Here is an 18,921-nt window from a genome sequence, read left to right on the forward strand (position 1 = left end):
CCGGCCCCGCGCCCCCCGGCCCGCGGCCCCCGCCCCCGCCCCCCGGGCGCCCCCCGGGCGCCCTTCGATCGGTCTTCGTCTACTCGAGGTCCACGGTCACCGAGGCGCCCCACGGGTTGCCCGCGACCTCGTAGGCCCCCGCGTAGGAGAACCCGTCGCCGCCCGCGGTCCCGCCGCCGGGGATCGAGGCCTGGCCGTCGAGGTACGAGTGGAGCTTCTGGCCGGTGTAGTCCGAGACCAGGACGACCGCGGCGGTGCCGTCGTAGCCCTTCGCGTTCAGCGCGGGCGTCTCGGAGGCGCACAGCGGGTCGGCCATGCGCGAGTCGGCGAGCTCCTTGGTGACCTCGCCGCCCGAGACCCAGCTGACGGTGGCCTCGCCGCGGCTCGTCGCGATGAACGCACCGCTCTGCGTGCCCACGACCAGGCAGGTCGGGTTCGCACCGACCTCGGTCGCGGCCGTCTCCTTGAGCGCGCCGTCGAGTTCGCGCACGGTGCCGTCGGCGGTGGCGACGGCCGAGGCGCCCTCGGCGGCGGCCACGTCGGCGACCCCGCCGTCGAAGCCGACCGCTTCACCGGCGGTCGCGTCGAACGCGAACTCGGTGCTGTCGTAGTGCAGTGCCGCGAGGCCTTCCAGCGTCGAGGTGAGATCGACCGTGGTGACCTGGCCGGCGCTCAGGTCGCCCACGATCGCGTAGCCCGCGGTCGCGACCTGGTCGCGTCCGGCGCCTTCTGCGACGTCGCTGCGTTCGGCCGAGAGCGAGCCGCCCGAGTTCGACCATGCGTCGACCGAGGTCGGCGCGGTGAACGGGAGCTCGATGGTGCCGAGGACTTCGGCCTCGCCGAAGTGGCCCGGGTTCGGCAGGCCGGGGTAGGACTGCGACCAGCTGGACTGGTACGAGCCCTTCTTGTCGCCCAAGGCGATCACGACCAGCGAACCGGTCTGCGACTCGGGCGTCCACGTGGTGACGAGCGCGAGCTCGTTGCCGTCGGTGAGCGCCACGTCCGTGGGGACCTGCCCGGCCGGCAGCTGGAGGCAGGTGCCGCCCTGCGCGCCGCTGATGCCCGCGGTGGCGACGATGCCGGAGGAGAACGCGATCACGGAGTGCGCGTTGACCTCGGCGCTCTGCTCGGGCCGCGCCATGGCGACCGGCTTGCCGAGTTCGCCGCCGAGGCCGGCGATGCAGTCGGCGGTCGCGCCTTCCTGCAGTTCGAGTTCGGGCCGGCCCTCGTCGGTGAAGCGCCCGCCGGAGCGGGGGGTGAGGCCCAGCGACTCGTCGGTCGACTCGACGACCGTGACGTGGTCGATCCCGGTCAGCCCGGACTCGTCGGTGACGTAGCCGAGCTGGCCCTGGATGCTGCGGTCGGCGTCGCCGAGCAGCGGTTCGGTGGCGAGCACGTCGCCGCTCGCCGCGGCGAGCTCTTCGGCGCCGTTCTCGCCCGCTTCGCCGTAGCGCCAGGAGAACCACTCGGCGGTGCCGGCGGCGGCGGCCAGTTCGGTGTAGCGCTCGGGGGTCAGGGCCTCGTCGGAGCCGGGGCTCTCGGCCGAGGAGTCGCCCTCGCCGTCGCCGCCCGGCTGGGTCGGCTCGCGCGGCGGTTCGGCGCCGAGCATGAGCACGATGCCGATGATCAGGCCGAGGGTGATGAGGCCGCCGATGCCATAGATGGCGTAGCGGACCCCGCGGTGCGTCGGCGGGGCGACGCGGATGGGCCCCGACGGCGACTCGGCCGAGGGCTCGGGCTTCTTCTCGGCCGGCTCGGCGGTGCGCTGGGCGGGAACCGCATCGGGCGCCGCAACAGGCGCGGCCTGCTCGGCGTAGACCGAATGCGCGCCCGACGGCTGGTCGCCGTACCCGCCCGGGGTGCCGTACGCGGACTGCGGCGGGGCCGGGACGGCCTCCTGCTGCGCGTACGGGTCCGGTTGCGGCGCAACGGGGAACGGGTCCTGCTGGGCGAACTGGTCCTGCGGCGCGGCCGCGAACGGGTCCTGCTGCGGCGCGGCCGCGAACGGGTCCTGCTGCGGCTCGGCCGCGCCACCGGTCGGGCCGAACGCGTCTGCGCCCGAACCGAACGGCGCGCCGGTGCGCTGCTCCCCATAGGAGGGCTGCTGCGGCACGGGCGGGAACGGCTCGGACTGCTGCTGCGCCTGGTACTCCTCGCGGGCCTGCTGGGCCTCGGCCTGCAGCCGCTCGGCCTGGTACGGGTCGGACTGGTAGAGGTCCTGGCCGCCCGATTCGCCGCGGTACTGGTTGTGGCCGTAGACGTCCGCCTCGTACGGATCGGAGCGCAGCTCCGGGAACTCGAGGCTCTCGCCCTGGGCGGGCTGGCGCGGCGCGTCGTAGGTCGGCGGGTCGAACCCGGGGGCCTGCTGCTGCGCGGCGAACGGCGTTCCGTCCTTCGGGCGGAACGCCTGCTCGACGGGCGCCTCCGGCACCGGGGCCGCGGCCGGCGGCGGGACCTCGCCCGCACCGGTCCAGGCGGCACCGCCGCTGGTCAGGCCCCAACCGGTCTGGGACTGCTGGTGCATCCACTCCTGGCTCGACTTCGGCGGCCAGTCGGGTGCGTCCGCGTCGCCCTGCCCGTTCCAGTCGCCTTGCGGCGCAGGGGGCTCTTGGTAGGCGGGCTGCTGGGGTTCGGGAGCGCTGTACTGCGGCTGGCGCTGCGCGCCGGCGAACGGTGCTTCACCGTAGGGCGCGCCGCCGTGCTGCGGCCCCGGCTGCTGCGGCACCTCCGGGGTCGCGTCGTCGAACGCGCCCCATTCGCTGCGGCGCGACTCGGGGTCGAGCTCCTCGTACGCGCCGGCCTGGTCGCCGAAGGCGCCGCCGCTGGGCGGCGGGCGCAGGAACCGGTCGGCCGCCGAAGGCTCGTCCTCCGGAGTCGCGGGAGCCGGCGCTTTGGAAGGCAGGTGGCCCACTCCGCGCGCGGTGATTCGGGGCGGATTGGTGGGTGTGGCCGCCGGTTCACTGGTGGGAGGCCAGGAGGGCGGCTGCTCGGGCGATGGGTCCGGCATGATAGGCGACTCTAGCGGATCGGACCGCGCTCGCGTGAGGCGTGGTCGGGAAAATTGCTGACCACAACCATGGTACAGCGGGCATGCGCACCGGTTCTGATCTGCGCCAACGGTTTCCGCGAACCCGATTCGCGACGTGACCTCCGCGACCCGTCCATGGTGGCCGATCACTCACCTGCGGTACCGCAACGGGGTCAAGCGGCTACGCAGCGCGCGCGGGCCGGGGGTCCGCTTCCGGTTCGGTGCTCACACCGGGCGGCGTCTGCGAGCGGGTTGTCGGGGGGACCGGGCAGAATGGTGGGGCAGCGAGAAGAGGTGAACAGTGGCGGGGCGAATCCGGGACGCCGATATCCAGCTGGTGCGCGAGCGCGTGGATATCGCCGATGTCATCGGCGAGCGCGTCACCCTGCGCAACGCCGGCGGCGGCAATCTGAAGGGCCTGTGCCCGTTCCACGACGAGCGCTCGCCGAGTTTCAACGTGACGCCCGCGCGCGGCGTCTACCACTGCTTCGGCTGCGGCGTCGGCGGCGACGCCATCACGTTCCTCACCGAGCTCGACGGCCTCACCTTCATCGAGGCGGTCGAGCGGCTCGCCGCCAGGGCCGGCCTCAAGCTCACGTACGAGGACGTCGACGGCCGCGTGCAGCGCGGCCCGTCCAACGCGCCCGGCCTCAAGCAGCGCCTGCTCGACGCCCACACCGCGGCGGCCGAGTTCTACACGAAGCAGCTGCTCAGCCCCGAGGCGCTGACCGCCCGCCAGTTCCTCACCGCCCGCGGCTTCGACCGCGGGGCCGCCGCGACCTTCGGCTGCGGCTACGCCCCCGACTCGTGGGACGCGCTGGCGAAGCACTTGCGCGCCAAGGGCTTCACGGCCGAGGAGCTGAACACGGCCGGGCTCGCCAAGCCCTCCCGCACCGGCAACCTCATCGACCGCTTCCGCCGCCGCCTGGTCTGGCCGATCCGCGACTCCTCGGGCGCGGTCATCGGCTTCGGCGCCCGCAAGCTCTTCGACGACGACCAGGGCCCCAAGTACCTGAACACCCCTGAGACGCCGCTGTACAAGAAGTCCCAGGTCTTGTACGGAATCGACTTGGCCCGCAAGGAGATCGCCAAGACCGGCCGGGTCGTCATCGTCGAGGGGTACACGGACGTCATGGCCTGCCACCTGGCGGGCGTCCCGATGGCGGTCGCCACCTGCGGCACCGCGTTCGGCCCCGACCACATCCGGATCCTGCGGCGGTTCCTGTTCGACTCCGAGTCGGCGGACGGGCGCATCATCTTCACCTTCGACGGGGACGAGGCCGGCCAGCGCGCCGCGCTCAAGGCCTTCGACGAGGAGCAGCGGTTCGTCTCCCAGACGTACATCGCGGTCACGCCCGGCGGGCAGGACCCGTGCGAGCTGCGCCAGAGCGCCGGTGACGCGGCGGTGCGGGAGCTCATCGAGCGGCACACGCCGCTGGTGCAGTTCGCCTTGGAGCGCGCGATCGCCAAGCACGACCTGGACACGGCCGAGGGCCGCCTGCACGCCACGCGCGCGATCGCGCCGCTCCTGGCCCGGGTCAAGGACAGGGGCCTGGTCGAGGAGTACATCGGCGTCTACGCCGGGCGCCTGGGCAAGGAGAAGGCGGAGCTGCGCCGGGCCGTGCAGGGCGCCGCCGCGGGCCAGCAGCCGGAGGCCCCGGAGGGTCCGAAGCGGGTGCAGCGGACGGACTCGACGCAGCTGCGCGCGCAGCGCGAGGTCTTGAAGGTCGCCCTGCAGCAGCCCCAGATCGCCGGTCCGTACTTCGACGCGGTGGACTCGACGCCGTACACGGACCCGAACTACCGGGCGGTCCGCGAGGCCGTCGCGGCGGCCGGGGGAGCGGCCAGGGCCGCCGCGGGCCCGAACTGGATCGCCGCGGTGCAGAGCGCGTGCTCGGAGATCGCCGCGGGCGCGCTGGTGAGCGAGCTCGCGGTGGAGGAGCTGCGGCTGGCGGGCGAGCCTGACGGCCTCTACGTGCGCACGATCCTGGCGCGCATCCAGCGGCCGGTGGTCGAGGCGGAGGTCGCCGATCTGAAGCGCCGCCTGCAGCGCATCAACCCGAGTACTGACAAGGACGAGTACATGAAGCTGTTCGGGCAGCTCATGGGCTTGGAGCAGCATGTGCGGTCGCTGCGGGACCAAGCGGCGAACGCGGTCGAATAGCTGGGTTGAACAGCTCGGTCGAATAGCTGGGTCGAATGCTCGGCCGAATAACTCTGTCGAATGAGCGCACGCTCGAGGAGTCCGGGAACCGGTCGGTATCCGAGACAGCCTCTCGTTCTCATGCTGTGATGCAGGTAATAGGCATGCCGCTCAACGGCCGAGTGTTTCATCGCAGCGTGGGCGGCAGCCGCATCTGGAGGGGGAGTCATGTCCCAGCCACCCGCCTCGCCGCCGCCCGAGCAGTATCCGCCGAATGAGCCGCCTCCTGAGGGGTTCGAGCGGCCGACCGGCCCGGCGTACGAGCCGCCTCGCGGCCCGCAGCCGTACGAACCGCCTCCGGGGCCGCCGCCGTACTATCCGCCGCCGCCCGGCGCGCCGGTGGACGGCGCGGGGGGCCCCTCCAAGACCATCGCGATTCTCGCGCTCGTCTTCGGCGGCGCGGCGCTGCTGTTCAGCGGCATCCCGGTCGCGGGGATCTTCATCGGCGGGCTCTTCGCGCTCACCGGCATCGTGCTCGGCATCGTCGGGATCTTCAAGTCCCACCGCCTGATGTCGATCATCGGCATCGGCCTGGCGGTGCTGGCATTGATCGTCGCCACGGTCGTGACCGTGGCAGTGGGCAAGGCCGCGGAGGACTTCATCGAGGACTGGCCCACGGACTACGAGACCGGGACCGACGGCGGGACCGATGCGGAGACCGACGACGGCGCGGGCCACGGGAACGCGCCGAAGGACCAGATCGTCGACGGGACCGACCCGACCGCGCCGCTCCCGGCGGGCAGCGAGATAGCGTCCGGGTCCTGGAAGCTCACGATCGGCAAGGTGGTCCCCGACGCCACCGACTCGCTCGTCGTGGACGAGTTCTCCGTTCCCCCCGAACCGGGACACCAGTACTTCATGTTCCAGGTCGACGCCGTGTACGAGGGGGAGGAGTCCCGGCTCGCCTGGGACGACCTCCTGTTCGGCGTCTACTTCGACAACACGCTGTACACCGACATCTGCGGCGCCGTGGTCCCCGACGACCTCTATCTGGCGCCCGAGGTCTACGCCGGCGGGACGGCGACCGGCAATGTCTGCGTCGCGGTGCCGACCGCCGGCGTCGAGGAGGCGGTGATCAGCGTCGAGCAGTACTGGGAATCGGGCCCGCGGTACTTCGTGGCCACCTCCTGAACGGACGCGAACAGCCGCCCGCGGATTCCGCGGGCGGCTGTCGTGGTGTTCCTTGCTTAAGCTTTGGCCGCGTTGCGCAGCGGCTCGCCGTGGGCGTGGAGTTCGGTGAGGGCCTCGCGCCAGGACTGGATCAGGCCGGTCGCGTGGTAGGGGATGCCCTTCTCGTCGCAGAACTCCTCGACGATCGGCTGCGCCTTGGCGAGGTTGATCGAGGGCATGGCCGGGAAGAGGTGGTGCTCGATCTGGTAGTTCAGGCCGCCGAGGGCGAAGTTGGTGAACCAGCCGCCCTTGACGTTGCGGGAGGTCAGCACCTGCTTGCGGAGGAAGTCCAGCTCGGTCTCGCCGACGAAGGTCGGCATGCCCTTGTGGTTCGGCGCGAACACCGAGCCCATGTACAGGCCCCAGACGGCCTTGTGCACGAGGAAGAAGACGATGGCCTTGCCGGGGGAGAGCACGATGAACAGTGCGGCCAGGTAGGCGGCCCAGTGGACGGCCAGGAACAGGGCCTCCCAGCCGCGGTTCTTCAGGCCGGGCTTGATGACCGACTTGATGCCGGACCAGTTGAGGTTGATGCCCTCGAGGAGGAGGATCGGGAAGAACAGCTCCGCCTGGTACTTGCCGAAGAACCTGCTGAAGCCCTGCGCGAAGCCGGCCTGGCGCTTGGACCAGGAGAACAGGCCGGGGGAGACGTCGGGGTCGAGTTCCTCGTGGTTGGGGTTGGCGTGGTGGCGGTTGTGCTTGTCGTTCCACCAGCCGTAGCCCATGCCGTTGGCGAGGTTGCCGGTGAACCAGCCCAGGCGCTCGGAGGTCGCGCGGCTGCGGATGACCTGGCGGTGCGCGAGGTCGTGGCCGAGGAACGCCACCTGGGTGCTGACGAGCGCCATGAAGACGGCCGTGAACATCTGGAACCAGGTGTCCCCGATCAGCGCGAATGCGGCCCAGCCGCCGACGAACACCGCAGACATGAGCGAGAACCGGATCACGTAGTACGCGGGGCGGCGGGCCATCAGCCCGGCCTCGTTGATCCGGCGGCCGAGTTCGGCGAAGTCGCTGCCGGTCCGCGGCTTCTCGGGGGCCTGCGGCGCCTGGTCGGCGATGAGCGTCATGGAAAGGTCCGTTCTGTCGGGAAACTTCGACCCCTTAATCCTTCCCCGTGGTCTGTGATTTGTAACTACCGCTGGCCCCTCAATGGGGGTAGGGCAAGCACTACCTTTACTGGCCGGTATTTATGAAGGATTCGCTTCAAAATCTGTTGTACTCTGTCGGGCGCCGGGCTTAGGGTTGCCCCATGCCACATGACGATGAGATCCTGGTGCGCGCCGTCGACCTGCGGAAAAGCTACGGCGAGTACGAAGCCGTACGCGGCGTCGACTTCGAGATCCGACGCGGCGAGGCCTTCGGCTTCCTCGGCGCGAACGGCGCGGGCAAGTCGACCACGATGCGGATGATCGGCTGCGTCTCGCAGCCCACCGGCGGCGAGCTGGAGGTCTTCGGCCGCGACCCCCACGCCCAGGGCGCCGAGATCCGCGCCCGCCTCGGGGTCGTACCCCAGGACAACACCCTCGACGGGATGCTCACCGTCTTCGAGAACCTGGTGGTCTACGCCGGCTACTTCGGCATCAAGAAGAAGGACGCCAAGGTCCGGGCCGCCGAGCTCCTCGAGTTCGTGCAGCTCTCCTCCCGCTCCAAGGACCAGGTCAGCGAGCTCTCCGGCGGCATGCAGCGCCGCCTCGCGATCGCCCGCTCGCTCATCAACGACCCCGAGCTGGTGATCCTCGACGAGCCCACCACCGGGCTCGACCCCCAGGCCCGCCACCTCGTGTGGGAGCGGCTGTTCCAGCTCAAGCAGCGCGGCGTCTCGATCCTGCTCACCACCCACTACATGGACGAGGCCGAGCAGCTCTGCGACCGCCTCGTCGTCATGGACGAGGGCCGCATCATCGCCTCCGGCTCCCCGCGCGAGCTCATCGACACGCACGTCACCAAGGAGGTCGTGGAGCTGCGCTTCGGCGCCGCCCACACCACCGAGCTCGCCGAACTCGCCTTGACCCTCAACGGGATCGGCGCCCAGATCGAGGCCCTGCCGGATAAGATCCTGGTCTACACCGACAGCGCGGACGACACCAACGCCGCGCTCGAGGCCCGCGCCATCAGCCCCACCTCGGTCCTGGCCCGCCGCGCGAGCCTCGAAGACGTCTTCCTGCGCCTCACCGGCCGCGCCCTCGTGGAGGACGAAGCGTGACCGCACTGAGCGTCGACCGCGCCGCCCCCACCGCGGCCCAGGCCGCCTGGCGCGCCTTCAACCTCCAACTGGCCCTGTACAAGCACGTCTGGCACGGCACCGTGTTCACCTCCGTGCTCCTGCCGATCCTCTACATGGTCTCCATCGGCATCGGCGTGGGCGCCTACATCGACCCGGCGTCCCTCGGCGGCCTCGACTACGCCGCGTTCATCGCCCCCGGCCTGATCTGCTCGGTCGCCGTCATGATGCTCGGCAACGACATGGTCTTCCCCGTCTTCGGCGGCTACGCGGACTGGGGCGGCCACTACCTCGCGCAGCGCGCCACCCCGCTGCGCCCCGTGGACATGCTCAACGGCCACCTCGCCTACGCGGCGGTGTTCCGGCCGTACACGAACTGCACGCTCGTCGCGGTCGTACTCGCGTTCTTCGGGGTCTACAACTCCTGGTGGGCGGTGTTCGCGGTCGTGGCCGCCGCGCTCGTCTCGGCCTCGATGGCGCCCTGGCTCCACTTCTGGTCCACCTGCCTGCGGAACGACGCGAACCTCAACATGATCTTCCGGTTCGCCGTCATGCCGATCTCGCTGTTCTCCGGAGTGTTCTTCCCCGCCAGCGAGATGCCGGGGTTCCTCCAACCGCTCGTGTGGCTCTCGCCCCTGTGGCACGGCACCGAGCTCGCCCGGGCCGCGACCGCCGACATCGCGCCCGCGCTGCCCCCGGTCCTCCACATCGCCTACCTCGCGGCCCTCGCCGTGGCCGGCTGGCTCGCCGCCCGCCACGCCATCCAGCGCCGCCTGAACTTCTAGGAGCCAACGCATGTCGGTAATCGCCTACGGCGCGGCCCGCGCCTCCCTGAAGTCCTCGGGCGCCCTGCTCAACCGCAACTGGGTGGCCATGCGCCGCGCCTGGATCCTCGTGATCTCCGGCGCGGTCGAGTCGCTGCTCTTCCTGTTCGCCTTCGGATTCGGCGTCGGCGCGCTCGTCGGGGACATCACCCTGCCCGACGGCACCACCGTCCCCTACACCGCCTACGTCGCCCCCGCGATCCTCGCGAACGCCGCGATGATGGGCGTGCTCGCCGAGACCTCCATCAACGTGTTCGCCAAGTTCAAGTGGATGAAGGTCTACGACGGCATCCTCGCGACCCCCTTGCGGCCCTGGGACGTCGCCCTCGGCGAGGTCTGGTGGGCGCTCATCCGCGGCGGCACCTACATCGGCGCGTTCGTGGTCGTCATGGGGCTCTTCGGCCTCCTCGACTCCTGGTGGTCGCTCTTGGCGGTGCCCGCGTGCGTGTTCGTCGCCCTGGCCTTCGCCGGGATCGGCCTCACCCTCGCCACCCTCTTCCGCGACTGGGTCGACTTCGACTGGATGAACGCGGTCGTGTTCGCCATGTTCCTGTTCGGCGGCACCTTCACGCCCGTGGAGGCCTACCCGGCGTTCGCGCAGCCGATCGTCTACATCATGCCGCTGTACCACGGCATCGAACTGGTGCGCGGCCTCAGCCTCGGCCAGGTCGGCCCGATGATGCTCGTGCACATCGCCTACCTCATGGCGCTGTGCGTGGCGGGCATGTGGATCGCGCAGAAGCGGCTGGCGAAGGCCTTGTACAAATAGAAGGCAGGTCAAGCAGCAGGCCGCGTCCTCCTGGCGGAGGGCGCGGCCGTCTTCGTTCTTTAAGAAGAAATTCTTCAAATGTGACCTTCACAACGAAACGTTTCTTCGATACCGTTCTGTCATGAGACCTCCCCCCACAGTCCAGCGGCGCCTCGCGCTCCTCGCCGCCGCACTCCTCGCCGCGGCGGCCGCCTTCCTCTCCCCGGGCCTCGCCGCGAACGCCGGCGAGATCACCATCCAAGCGGTGAGCCACAAGAGCCCCTTCAACTGCAGCAAGACCTTCAACGCCAACAACTGGACAGGCGGCCACAACCCGTCGAACACCATCGACTGGCAGAACTACGGCTCCGACGCCATCAACGGCGAGAACGTCCGCGCCACCGCCGGCGGCACCGCCTACTTCTACAACGAGGGCAGCACGAGCTACGGCAAGTGGGTCCAGATCGTCCACTCCGACGGCACCCGCACCCGCTACGCGCACCTTGCCACCATGGTCGGCGCCGTCGGCACCTCCAGGTCCGTCTCCCAGGGCACCGTCATCGGCACCGTCGGCTCCACCGGCGGCTCCTCCGCCCCGCACCTGCACTACGAGCAGCGCAACGCCTCCGGCTCCGTCGTCACCCCCGTCGTCGAGGGCGTCCAGGTCCCCTTGGGCACCAAGAAGGCCATCACCTCCTCCAACGGCTGCGGCGGCAGCAACCCGTACACGCCCGGCGAGGTCTGCGGCTCCGGCTACAGCCAGATCAACACGCACGCCCTCGGCACCGTCGGCCGGATCTACCTCATGTACAACGCCTCCAACGGCTACAACTGCGTCGTGACCCTCAAGTACACGAGCGTCGGCGTCGCCAGCGCCGTCTCGGCCAGCCTCCAGGTCGAGGGCGGCACCGTCGCCCGCGACTCGGGCAACTTCGCCTACTACGCAGGGCCGGTGAAGAAGTCCGCGCCGAACACCTGCATCAAGTGGGGCGGCTCGGTCGGCACGACGACCTGGACCAGTGCCTGGAGCCATTGCGGCTGAGGGCACTGTGCCAATGACCGGCTCGAAAGCGCCCCCGGGCGCCGGGCCCGCTAGGCTGGGCGCGTGAGAATCCTGCTGCGACTGTGCATGATCGTCGCGCTGGCCTGCGCGCCCGCCTTCGTCCCCTCGGCGGCGCTCGCCGCCGGAGGGCCGCAGGTCCTGGTCGTCACGACCGGGAACGGCGCGCAGGACGTGGCCGACTACGCGCTGGAGCGCCTCCAGATGGAGGCGCGGCGCTGGAACTTCACCCTCATCGAGGGCGGGCCGGAGGACCTCGAGCACCTCGGCCGGTACGACGTGGTCATGTTCGTGAACACCGGCGCGGACTTCCTCGACGAGGCCCAGCAGGAGTCGGTCGAGACGTTCGTGAAGCAGGGCGGCGGGCTCATCGCCACCAACTCCGCGGTCCAGAGCGAGATGGACTGGACCTGGTACCACGAGACGTTGAGCGCCACTGCGCTGCCGCCGCCCGAGGCCGCGACCGAGGAGGCCGTCACGTTCAACTCGGGCTCGCAGGTCACCGACGGCCTCAACGAGGAGCTCAAGCTCACCGAGCACTGGTACCGGTTCGATCCCGCACCGGCGCAGCCGGGTTCGACGATCCTGGCGCAGCTGGGCTCGGGCGAGGCGGTGGCGTGGGTGAACGAGGAGCTGCCGGTCTTCTACGCCTCGCCGGGCGGCGAGGGCAAGACCTGGGGCGACCGGGACTTCCTGAAGCTCATCCGCCAGGCGATCTGGTGGGGCGCGGGCGAAGAGGGCGCGATGGTCCAGAACTCCGAGGACGCCGCGCCGTCGTGGCCGTACACGCTGACGTTCGCGCTGTTCGTGGTCGCGGTCGCGGGCGGCGGCTCGATCGCGGTGTGGCGCTTGGACAAGGCCGAGACGGAAAAGGAAGCGGCCGCCACGCAGGCGTAGCGGCCGATCTGCAGCAGTGACCGGGCGGGCCGTCTCGAACAGCGGCCCGCCCGATCCGTACGCGATGCGCGCGGTGCACCTCCTGCGCCAGACGGCGCCGGACCGGCCCGAAGGGAAGTTCCCACGACCCACGCTCTGGACGGTCATATCGCCTAGAGGCCGAGCCCGATCCGGCACCGCGCGGATCGCAGTTTAGGCGATCCTCAAGCACCCCCGCCGGCCGGTATCCGGCCCATTTGCCCGCTCGCTTCGTTGTCGGCCCTCCAGATACAACACCGGTATCTGGAGGGCCTTCCGCCTTGCGAGCGAACAAATGGACTCGGATTCCGACTCGCCCGGGGTGCTTGAGCACCGCCTAAAGCCGTCCCACAACAGTCGTTGTCACGGGGGCGACGCCGTTGTCGAACGGCAGGTCCTCGTCCTCGGGCTCCTCCACGGGCGGTCCCGAACGCTGCTTGAGCGAGACCTCCTCCAGCGGGATCGCCAGGAGCGCCGACATCGCGTTCTCCTTGTCGCTGGCCTCCCGCGAGCGCTCCGCGCGGCCTTCGCCCATCCGGTTGATGAGGGCCTTGAACACGTCCCAGCGCTCGGCCGGGTCGCTCACGAGCCGCGCGTTCGCGTGGACCACGACGCTGCGGTAGTTCATGGAGTGGTGGAACCAGCTCTTGGAGTAGACCAGTCCGTCGACGATCGTAGCGGTGGCGCTCACCGCGAACCCCTCGCGCCCGCCCAGGCCCATGCTCGATCCCGTGGAGCCGTGCACGAACAGCGTGTCCCCAACGCGCACATGGAATGTCGGCAGCACGCGCGGTGCGCCGTCCGGTCCGACGAACGCGAGGTCGACGAACAGCGCCTCGTCGAGCACCTGGTAGGCGGCGTCGCGCTCGTAGGTGACCCGCTCCCGGGAGCGGTTGGGGGTGGTGCGCTCGGTGGGGGTGAACCGGCCGCTGCGGGGGCATTCGAGGGCGGACATCGGGGGTGGCTCCTAACGCCGTTTTTATGTACTGGTACAATGCTCTGGTTATGTCGGTACAGTATCAGATCACCGGATCCGCGGCAAGCGAGATCGCCGCCAGCATCGAGTCCGGCGTGCGCTCCGGGCAGCTCGCGCCCGGCCGCACCCTGCCCCCCGTCCGCAAACTCGCGGCCGACCTCGGCGTCGCCGCCGGCACCGTCGCCTCCGCCTACCGGCGCCTGCGCGAACGCGGCGTCGTCGAGACCGGCGGCCGCGCGGGCACCTTCATCCGCCAGCGCTCGGCCTTCACCCCCACCGGCACCCTCACGGTCCCAACGGGAGTGCTCGACCTCGTCTCCGGCGAACCCGACCCGGAGCTGCTCCCCGACCTCGCCGCCCTCAAGCCGCGCGTCGACATCGTCCACGGCAACTACCGCGACGGCGGGCCCTGCCCGGACCTGCTCGACCTCGCCCGCGACCGCTTCGCCGCCGACGGCGTGCACGGCGAGCTCACCGTCACCTCCGGCGCGCTGGACGCCTTCGAACGCGGCCTCGCGGCCCGGCTCGAACCCGGCGACACCGTGGCCGTCGAGGAGCCGACCTGGTCCAACGGCCGCGACCTGCTGCTCTCGGCCGGATACCAGGTCACCCCCGTGGCGATCGACGGCGAGGGCCCGCTGCCCGACGAGCTCGAGGCCGCCCTCGCCGCGGGCGCGAAGGCCTTCATCCTCACCTCGCGGGGCCAGAACCCCACGGGCGCAGCGGTGACCGCCGAACGCGCCGCCGCCCTCCGCGCGGTCGTCGCCCGCCACCGGGGCGTGTTCGTGATCGAGGACGACCACTGGGCCGAGCTCTCGCAGATCCCGCTGCACTTCGTCGCCGACGCCGCCGACCGGTGGATGTTCGTGCGCTCGACCTCCAAGCCCTACGGGCCCGACCTGCGCACCGCCCTCGTCGCCGCCGACCCGGACACGAAGGCCCGCGTCCAGGGCCGCATGGCCATCGGGCACGGCTGGGTCTCGTGCATCCTGCAGCACTTCGTGATCGCCGCCTGGACCGACGAGGTCGTCGAGGAGCACGTCGCCACCGCCGGCCGCGTCTACGCCGAACGCCAAGGGGCCCTTCGCGAAGCGCTCGCCGCCCGCGGCATCGAGGCGTGGGGCCGCGCCGGGCTCAACCTCTGGGTCCCCGTCGCCGATGAAACCGCCGCCGTGGTCGCCCTCCGCGACAACGGGTTCGCCGTCGCCCCCGGCCGGGCCTACTCCTTCCACGGCCACCAGGGCATCCGCATCAGCACCTCCCGGCTCGACCCCGGGCGGGCCGACGCGGTGGCCGACGCGGTCGCGCAGGCCTCCGGGCCGGCGTCGCCCACGATCTGACCGGCCCTCCGGCCCGCGCCGGAGGAGCCGCGGGCCGCATCCCCCCGATCCGGCCGACAACTCCAGAAAGGAACCCCGTGACCGCCCAGCAGCCACCCCCCGCAGCACCGCCCGAGATCGACCCCGCCGGCACCGCGGCCCTCCAACAGCGCGTCCTGCGCACCCTCTTCCTCACCCAGGTCCTCGGCGGCCTCGCCGTCGGCATCGGCATCGCCGTGGGCGCCCTGCTCATCGAGGAGATGACGGGCTCGGCGACCTTCACCGGGCTCGCCCAGAGCCTCTTCGTCGGCGGATCGGCGCTCGTCGTCGTCCCGGCCGTGCGCATCACCGAGCGCTTCGGCCGCCGCGGCGGCCTCGCCTTCGGCTACGGGTGCGCGGTCGTCGGCACCCTCATCGTCGCCGCCGCGATCCACCTCGGCAGCGCCGTGCTCGCGACCGCCGGCTACTTCCTGCTCGGCGCGGCCTCCTTCGCCGGCCTCCAGTCCCGGTACGCCGCAGCGGACCTCGCCCCCGCCGCCCGCCGAGGCTCCCACCTCTCGCTCATCGTGTGGGCCACCACGATCGGCTCGGTCGCCGGCCCGTCCCTCGCCGGCGTCGCCGAGCGGGTCTGGACCGGCTGGTTCGGCGGCCCCGCCTACGTCGGCTCCATGGTGGCCATCGGCCTGCTCTGCCTCCTCACGGCCGCGGTCATCCTCGTGTTCCTGCGCCCCGACCCGCTCCTGACCGCCCGCGAGATCAGCGGCGAGACCGACGCCCCGAGGCGGTCCATCGCGGACGGCTACCGGACCGCGAAGGCCAACCCGGCCGTGCGCACCGGCGTCGTCGCCGCCGCCCTCGGCCACTTCGTGATGGTCGGCGTCATGGCCATGACCGCCGTCCACATCAAGCACGGCATGGCCGACCCGAAGGAGGCCCTCAGCGTCGTCGGCGTCATCCTCGGCCTCCACATCGGCGGCATGTACGCCTTCGCGCCGATCATCGGCCGCCTCGTCGACAAGCACGGCGCGCGCCCCGTCCTCATCGCGGGCACCGCCCTCCTCGTCGCCGCCTGCACCGTCTCGGGCTCCTCGCCCGCCGACGATCACGTGCGCCTCCCGATCGGCCTGGTCCTGCTCGGCGTCGGCTGGTCCGCCATGACCGTCGGCTCGGCCGCGCTCGTCACCGGCGCCATCACCCCCGCCGAACGCCCGTCCACGCAAGGCTTCTCGGACCTGATCATGGGCCTGGCCGCCATGGCCGCGGGCCTCGCCTCCGGCCCCATCGTCGAGTACGCCAGCTACGGCATCCTCTGCGTCTCGTGCGCCGTGGTCGCCCTGCTCGTCTTCCCGTTCCTCTTGGGCAAGCTCACCGGCCCCGCCCCCACCCCCGCCTGATCGAAGGAGCAGCGATGCGCATCGAAATGCAACCCGTCGGCCACGTCGAAGGCGGCCGCACCGAATGGTTCGAGGACGCCTGGGACGGCGTCGAAGCGGTCATCCGCCTCGACCCAGACCGGTTCGCGCCCAGCGTGACCCAGGGCCTCGCCGACTACACCCACCTCGAAGTCGTGTTCCTCTTCGACCGCATCGAGGAGCACGAGGTGAACCTGGAGCCCAGGCCCGCGCGCGGCAACCCCGCCTGGCCCCCGGTCGGCGTCTTCGCCCACCGCGGCCCCTTCCGCCCCAACCGGATCGGCGTCTCCCGCTGCCGCCTCATCGGCGTCGACGGCCTCGCGATCCGGGTGAGCGACCTCGACGCGCTCGCGGGCACGCCGGTGCTCGACGTCAAGCCGTACCTGCGCGAGTTCGCCCCGAGGCACGAAGTGGCCCAACCGGAATGGGCCGACGAGCTGATGGACGGGTACTTCGGCTAGTAGCCGTAGGCGCTGGGCGCGTTCTGGCCGCCGTCGACCGGGATCACCGCGCCGTTGATCGCCTTCGCCTTGTCCGAGAGGAGGAAGGCGATCACCTCGGCCACGTCGTTCGGGTCGAGCAGCTCGCGGTTCGGGAACTCCTCCAGGAACGCCTCGTAGCGCCCGGGATCAGCCAGGCGCAGGCGGTCCCAGTTCCGGTCGGGGATGAGCATCGAGCCGGGCGCGACCGCGTTGACGCGCACCCCGGTCGGGCCCAGCTCGCGGCCGAGCACCGTGGCGGCGTGGTTGAGCGCGGCCTTCGTCGAGCCGTACGCGAGGCCGGGGGAGGGCTTCGTGCCGGAGATCGAGGAGACCAGGACCGCCGCGCCGCCGGTGCGCCGCAGCTGCGAGAGCGAGGCTCGGAGGGCGGTCATCGCGCTGGTGACGTTGACGCTCAGGGAGTAGGCCCAGTCGTCCGGCTCGGTGTCGACGATGCTCCGGCCGCGCGCCCCGCCCACGTTCGCGACCAGGCCTTTCAGGTCGCCGAGGCGCCGCTGGGCCTCGTGTACGAACTCGACCATCAGCTCGGTGTCGTTGACGTCGAGCGCTCTGGTGGCGACCGGGACGTCGAACTCGGCGCGGAGCTTCTCGGCGAACTCGTTCAGCGGGGCGGCGTTCCGCGCGCAGAGCGCCAGCGGCACGCCGTCGGCGGCGAGCACCGAGGCCGTGGCCATACCCAGACCGTGGCTGGCACCGGTGATGAGGACAGGGCTGTTCAGTTGCATACCGTTCATAATGGCCCGCCCCGTCCAGTCCCCGCACCCGCCGGGCGGCGGGAGTTCACCCGAGCGCCGTGAAGAAGTCCCAGATCTCCGCGCTGGCCCAGAGCGTCTCAGTCGCACCGGGGGTGCCGAACCACACGTGGCCGCCGTCGACCTGGTACTCGACCATCGGCACCTCGCCGGCGCACGTCCACGCGGCGCGCTCGAAGTCGCCGCCCGAGCGCTGCTCGGCCTCTGTGCAGGCCCCTTTCGCTCGCCACGCCTCCAGGACCGCCTGGCCGTCGGTGCGCGGGTCGTCCGTCCCCACGAAGGCGGCCAAGGGGATCGGCGTCTCCATGCTCTCCACCTGCGCGAGCGTGTCGTAGGTGCCGGCCGGGACCACGGCCGCGGCGCCGGCGAGGCGGTCGCCGAGGCCGACCGCGGCGGCCAGCGTCATGTCGCCGCCGTTGGAGAAGCCGGTCAGGTAGATCCGCTCGGGGTCGGCGCCGTGCTCGGCGACGAGCTCGTCGATCAGGTCGGACAGGAACGCGGCGTCGTCGCCCCCGGCCTGCGCGTCCCACTCGTTGTCCGGGTTCGACGGGTACACGGCCAGGAACCCGGCCTCCTCGGCCAGGGTGTCCATGCCGGAGGAGGCCCGCATCATCGAACCGTTGCTCGGCATGCCGTGTAGCACGATGACCGCCGGGAGGAGCGCGCCGGACTCAGGGCACTGGAAGGCCGCCTCGTACGTGTAGTCGCCGAGGGCGGCTGCGGGCACGTCGGTGAACTGGCCCGGCTCGCAGTCGAGGTCTGCGGCGGGCTCGGGGTCGTCGGCGGTGCAGGCGGTCAGAGCGAAGAGGAGTGCCGCCGCACCGAAAAGGCGCTTCATGCGTGGGAGCGTATTGCACTCCACTCTGGAGCGCCAGCCTCCGAACGGACGGGATGCGGGAGGGACCGAGTCCGCCCACGCTCCCGAGGGGAAAACGAAACTTCGGCGTGTCCGACCCGAAAATCGGTGCTAGCATCGGTATCGTCAGGGGGTGGTTACGTTGACAGAAGCAAAGCCCGCGAAATCCGAGCCCGACACCAGGGCCATGTCGATCCGAGGTATCCGACCGGACGTGTACGAACGGCTGAGGGTTCGAGCGGCCGAACACGGCCAATCGATGGAGGCCGAAGTCAGGGAGATCCTGGAAGCGGCGGCCGAACGTCCGGTCGACCAGGAACTGGAGCCCGAGAACTTCGCTGATCTGATCCGGCGGCGGTTCGCCTCGAGCGGCGGCCTCGCCGATCTCATGGTCCCCTCCCGCAAGGACCCGAGCAAGCTGGTGCCGCTCGGCGAATGATCGTCCTCGACACAAACGTGATTTCGGAGATCTCGAACCCGAACGGCAATGAGCGTGTATACACCTGGTTCGGGTACTTGTCCAAGCGAAAGACCGCGGTGACCGCCGTGACGGTCGGCGAAGCCTGGGAGGGCATCGTCCGCCTCGATGAGGGCGCCAGGCGGAAACGGTTGACGGATGACTTCGAGGGCATGTTGCAGGAGTTCTTCTCCGGAAGAGTCCTGCCCTACGATCATGCGGCCGCGCAGCATTACGCGATCATCTCGGTCAAGAGATCCGCGGCCGGACTACCGATCGACAAGCCTGATGCGCAGATCGCCGCGATCTGCGCGGCTCGCGGGTTCACTCTCGCCACCCGGAACATCAAGGACTTCATTGGAACCGGGATCGAGCTCATCAACCCATGGGAATGACTTACTGATTCATTGAAGCGCGGGTGGGGCGCCCCGTTGAGGTGGGGCCCCCACCGGGTGGGCGGTTTGGGCGGTAAGCGCCCGG

The 18,921-nt window shown here is 70.9% G+C and carries 17 protein-coding genes; 12 read left to right on the forward strand and 5 right to left on the reverse strand.

Annotated elements, in window-relative coordinates:
• Positions 1-79: 79 nt before the first annotated feature.
• On the reverse strand, positions 80-3,007 hold the full coding sequence (locus O2L52_RS19290) for a hypothetical protein (protein ID WP_270117541.1): 2,928 nt from the start codon (positions 3,005-3,007) through the stop codon (positions 80-82).
• A gap of 322 nt (positions 3,008-3,329) precedes the next feature.
• On the opposite strand from O2L52_RS19290, the gene dnaG reads away from it, so the two are divergent.
• The gene (dnaG, locus tag O2L52_RS19295; protein ID WP_270117543.1) at positions 3,330-5,192 is read left to right on the forward strand and encodes a DNA primase; all 1,863 of its coding nucleotides are present in this window, start codon (positions 3,330-3,332) and stop codon (positions 5,190-5,192) included.
• Between the two features lie 207 nt (positions 5,193-5,399).
• A complete protein-coding gene (locus O2L52_RS19300; RefSeq protein WP_270117545.1) occupies positions 5,400-6,362 on the forward strand; it encodes a DUF308 domain-containing protein in 963 nt (320 codons plus the stop codon).
• Positions 6,363-6,418: 56 nt separating this feature from the next.
• Here O2L52_RS19300 and O2L52_RS19305 read toward each other — a convergent pair whose 3' ends face one another.
• Entirely contained in the window at positions 6,419-7,468 is a 1,050-nt protein-coding gene (locus tag O2L52_RS19305) for a fatty acid desaturase family protein (protein ID WP_270117547.1), read from the reverse strand.
• A 182-nt stretch (positions 7,469-7,650) separates the two neighbouring features.
• On the opposite strand from O2L52_RS19305, the gene O2L52_RS19310 reads away from it, so the two are divergent.
• The 5 genes from O2L52_RS19310 to O2L52_RS19330 all read left to right on the forward strand — a co-directional run bounded on the left by O2L52_RS19310 (position 7,651) and on the right by O2L52_RS19330 (position 12,151).
• On the forward strand, positions 7,651-8,604 hold the full coding sequence (locus O2L52_RS19310) for an ABC transporter ATP-binding protein (RefSeq protein ID WP_270117548.1): 954 nt from the start codon (positions 7,651-7,653) through the stop codon (positions 8,602-8,604).
• Complete coding sequence (locus O2L52_RS19315) at positions 8,601-9,407, forward strand: ABC transporter permease (protein WP_270117549.1); 807 nt, start codon at positions 8,601-8,603, stop codon at positions 9,405-9,407. The genes O2L52_RS19310 and O2L52_RS19315 overlap by 4 nt, the downstream gene beginning before the upstream one ends.
• A gap of 10 nt (positions 9,408-9,417) precedes the next feature.
• Positions 9,418-10,215: an ABC transporter permease gene (locus O2L52_RS19320; protein ID WP_270117550.1), complete on the forward strand. Its 798-nt coding sequence runs from the start codon at positions 9,418-9,420 to the stop codon at positions 10,213-10,215.
• Positions 10,216-10,336: 121 nt separating this feature from the next.
• On the forward strand, positions 10,337-11,236 hold the full coding sequence (locus O2L52_RS19325; RefSeq protein ID WP_270117551.1) for a M23 family metallopeptidase: 900 nt from the start codon (positions 10,337-10,339) through the stop codon (positions 11,234-11,236).
• Positions 11,237-11,299: 63 nt separating this feature from the next.
• Positions 11,300-12,151: a ThuA domain-containing protein gene (locus tag O2L52_RS19330; protein WP_270117552.1), complete on the forward strand. Its 852-nt coding sequence runs from the start codon at positions 11,300-11,302 to the stop codon at positions 12,149-12,151.
• Between the two features lie 355 nt (positions 12,152-12,506).
• Here the strand turns inward: O2L52_RS19330 and O2L52_RS19335 are convergent, their stop codons facing one another.
• Positions 12,507-13,124: a pyridoxamine 5'-phosphate oxidase family protein gene (locus O2L52_RS19335; protein ID WP_270117553.1), complete on the reverse strand. Its 618-nt coding sequence runs from the start codon at positions 13,122-13,124 to the stop codon at positions 12,507-12,509.
• Positions 13,125-13,174: 50 nt separating this feature from the next.
• Here O2L52_RS19335 and O2L52_RS19345 point away from each other — a divergent pair, with 50 nt between their 5' ends.
• The 3 genes from O2L52_RS19345 (at position 13,175) to O2L52_RS19355 (ending at position 16,337) form a co-directional block, all read left to right on the forward strand.
• Positions 13,175-14,485: an aminotransferase class I/II-fold pyridoxal phosphate-dependent enzyme gene (locus O2L52_RS19345; RefSeq protein ID WP_344472495.1), complete on the forward strand. Its 1,311-nt coding sequence runs from the start codon at positions 13,175-13,177 to the stop codon at positions 14,483-14,485.
• 77 nt (positions 14,486-14,562) lie between these two features.
• Positions 14,563-15,858 carry an MFS transporter gene (locus O2L52_RS19350; protein WP_270117555.1) on the forward strand — a complete coding sequence of 432 codons (1,296 nt, stop codon included), beginning with the start codon at positions 14,563-14,565 and terminating at the stop codon, positions 15,856-15,858.
• A gap of 14 nt (positions 15,859-15,872) precedes the next feature.
• Entirely contained in the window at positions 15,873-16,337 is a 465-nt protein-coding gene (locus tag O2L52_RS19355) for an SAM-dependent methyltransferase (RefSeq protein WP_270117557.1), read from the forward strand.
• Here the strand turns inward: O2L52_RS19355 and O2L52_RS19360 are convergent.
• A complete protein-coding gene (locus O2L52_RS19360; protein ID WP_270117559.1) occupies positions 16,334-17,101 on the reverse strand; it encodes an SDR family NAD(P)-dependent oxidoreductase in 768 nt (255 codons plus the stop codon). The two genes, O2L52_RS19355 and O2L52_RS19360, sit on opposite strands and share 4 nt — an antisense overlap.
• Before the next feature lie 55 nt (positions 17,102-17,156).
• Positions 17,157-17,966 carry a CE1 family esterase gene (locus O2L52_RS19365; protein WP_270117560.1) on the reverse strand — a complete coding sequence of 270 codons (810 nt, stop codon included), beginning with the start codon at positions 17,964-17,966 and terminating at the stop codon, positions 17,157-17,159.
• Positions 17,967-18,171: 205 nt separating this feature from the next.
• On the opposite strand from O2L52_RS19365, the gene O2L52_RS19370 reads away from it, so the two are divergent.
• Positions 18,172-18,423: a FitA-like ribbon-helix-helix domain-containing protein gene (locus tag O2L52_RS19370; RefSeq protein WP_270117561.1), complete on the forward strand. Its 252-nt coding sequence runs from the start codon at positions 18,172-18,174 to the stop codon at positions 18,421-18,423.
• On the forward strand, positions 18,420-18,836 hold the full coding sequence (locus tag O2L52_RS19375; protein WP_270117563.1) for a type II toxin-antitoxin system VapC family toxin: 417 nt from the start codon (positions 18,420-18,422) through the stop codon (positions 18,834-18,836). Before O2L52_RS19370 ends, O2L52_RS19375 begins: the two co-directional genes overlap by 4 nt.
• Positions 18,837-18,921: the final 85 nt, after the last annotated feature.

Origin of the sequence: Glycomyces algeriensis, from assembly GCF_027622855.1 — a bacterium.
In the GTDB taxonomy this organism is placed as follows: Bacteria; Actinomycetota; Actinomycetes; order Mycobacteriales; family Micromonosporaceae; genus Glycomyces; species Glycomyces algeriensis.

What these genes read in the sequence shown, in the direction of transcription:
- O2L52_RS19365 (WP_270117560.1), bottom strand. Translation starts at nt 17,966, where the DNA reads ATGAAGCGCCTTTTCGGTGCGGCGGCACTCCTCTTCGCTCTGACCGCC.
- O2L52_RS19305 (WP_270117547.1), bottom strand. Translation starts at nt 7,468, where the DNA reads ATGACGCTCATCGCCGACCAGGCGCCGCAGGCCCCCGAGAAGCCGCGG.
- O2L52_RS19320 (WP_270117550.1), top strand. Translation starts at nt 9,418, where the DNA reads ATGTCGGTAATCGCCTACGGCGCGGCCCGCGCCTCCCTGAAGTCCTCG.
- O2L52_RS19325 (WP_270117551.1), top strand. Translation starts at nt 10,337, where the DNA reads ATGAGACCTCCCCCCACAGTCCAGCGGCGCCTCGCGCTCCTCGCCGCC.
- O2L52_RS19370 (WP_270117561.1), top strand. Translation starts at nt 18,172, where the DNA reads ATGTCGATCCGAGGTATCCGACCGGACGTGTACGAACGGCTGAGGGTT.
- O2L52_RS19355 (WP_270117557.1), top strand. Translation starts at nt 15,873, where the DNA reads ATGCGCATCGAAATGCAACCCGTCGGCCACGTCGAAGGCGGCCGCACC.
- O2L52_RS19345 (WP_344472495.1), top strand. Translation starts at nt 13,175, where the DNA reads ATGTCGGTACAGTATCAGATCACCGGATCCGCGGCAAGCGAGATCGCC.
- O2L52_RS19310 (WP_270117548.1), top strand. Translation starts at nt 7,651, where the DNA reads ATGCCACATGACGATGAGATCCTGGTGCGCGCCGTCGACCTGCGGAAA.
- O2L52_RS19360 (WP_270117559.1), bottom strand. Translation starts at nt 17,101, where the DNA reads ATGCAACTGAACAGCCCTGTCCTCATCACCGGTGCCAGCCACGGTCTG.
- O2L52_RS19300 (WP_270117545.1), top strand. Translation starts at nt 5,400, where the DNA reads ATGTCCCAGCCACCCGCCTCGCCGCCGCCCGAGCAGTATCCGCCGAAT.
- O2L52_RS19375 (WP_270117563.1), top strand. Translation starts at nt 18,420, where the DNA reads ATGATCGTCCTCGACACAAACGTGATTTCGGAGATCTCGAACCCGAAC.
- O2L52_RS19335 (WP_270117553.1), bottom strand. Translation starts at nt 13,124, where the DNA reads ATGTCCGCCCTCGAATGCCCCCGCAGCGGCCGGTTCACCCCCACCGAG.
- O2L52_RS19290 (WP_270117541.1), bottom strand. Translation starts at nt 3,007, where the DNA reads ATGCCGGACCCATCGCCCGAGCAGCCGCCCTCCTGGCCTCCCACCAGT.